At 37.1% G+C, this 1,349-nt stretch carries 1 protein-coding gene and 1 pseudogene; one reads left to right on the forward strand and one right to left on the reverse strand.

Annotated elements, in window-relative coordinates; all coding sequences use genetic code 11:
- Window positions 1–768, forward strand: a 768-nt coding sequence (locus tag BHECKSOX2_RS00025) for an IS30 family transposase (protein ID WP_139681946.1), incomplete at its 5' end; no start/stop codon positions are given.
- A gap of 137 nt (window positions 769–905) precedes the next feature.
- Here BHECKSOX2_RS00025 and BHECKSOX2_RS10505 read toward each other — a convergent pair.
- A pseudogene (locus tag BHECKSOX2_RS10505) lies at window positions 906–1,115 on the reverse strand (hypothetical protein); the annotation flags it as partial.
- Window positions 1,116–1,349 lie beyond the last annotated feature (234 nt).

A 1,349-nucleotide genomic window follows, 5' to 3' on the forward strand; every position in this document is an offset into this window, starting at 1 on the left:
AAACTCACAGATTGTGTTAAAAATTACATTAGTGAAAAGCTAAAAGAATATTGGAGTCCTGAACAAATCATGGGACGCTTGGAATTAGATAAAAAGATTAAAATTAGCACTGAAACCGCCTACCGCTTTGTCTTGCAAGACAAAGCGGTAGGCGGAGCGCTTTACAAATACCTACGCCATCAGCATAAGAAATATCGAAAACGCTATGGCAAAAATGATTATCGAGGTAGGATACCTAATCGCATTGACATTGATGAGCACCCCAGTATTGTTGATGCTCGCACTCGCATTGGCGACTGGGAAGTTGACTTGGTTATTGGTAAAGGACACAAAGGTGGCTTTGCCACTCTTGCTGAGCGTAAGAGTAGGCTATATCTTGCACTACCCATTGTCAACAAAACCGCACAAAATGCAAATGACGCTATCAATAAACGACTCACTCCACTTAAACATTGGGTCAAAACCTTGACCTTTGACAATGGCAGGGAGTTTAGTTGGCATGAAAAGCTAGCAGAAAATCTTGACTGTAACACTTACTTTGCCAAGCCGTATCATAGTTGGGAAAGGGGCTTAAACGAGAATCACAATGGACTGTTAAGGCAATTCTTCCCTAAGCGAATGGCTTTGGATAATGTGAGTGAGAAAGAAGCATTTAGGGCAACAGATTTAATGAATAATAGACCTAGGAAATGCTTGGGGTATAAGACCCCATTTAAGGTCTTTGCCAAGATGACTTTTTTAAATGGAAGTGTTGCACTTATGGGTTGAATTCGCCTATCTTTAAGTCTTACTCTACCACCATTTTTATTATTCTGCATTGCAAGTATAGATTGAAGTAATTTAGTATGATTATGATTGCGGGCCTTACTGGGTCGACCACTGCGTTGCTTTTCTTTTAAGCCGTCGATACCTTCATCTTTATAATGTCGAACCCATTGCTTGACAGCGCTTAAACTTTGTAAGAAATATTGTGCTACTTGTTCGTAGCTTTTTCCATTTTGAATATGGCTAAGTCCAATAAATCTAATTCTTGTTCTTGGGTGTTTTTCTATCTTGGCTAGTTGTTTAAAATCGTGTTTATAAAAATCATCGGGTAGTTGGATTTTTTTTGGCATTGTTTTGTTGGTGAAAAAAATGATTATTATATGCTATTTATAGTATTGTTGTTTTTTGAATTTGGTATTAATGGTATGTGCAGTAGCAAGTAACCCAATACAAGCGGTTAAAAGTTCGTTGGTAGAAGGCAGTTTGAGACCGTTGAATTTAAAAAAATTTTTTTAAAAAAATCTAAAACCCAATTTTTCTCATATTTTTCTCATCAAACCCCGCTATTCCCTATTTTTTTTCAT

The organism is thiotrophic endosymbiont of Bathymodiolus puteoserpentis (Logatchev), assembly GCF_900127505.1.
Taxonomy (GTDB): domain Bacteria; phylum Pseudomonadota; class Gammaproteobacteria; order PS1; family Pseudothioglobaceae; genus Thiodubiliella.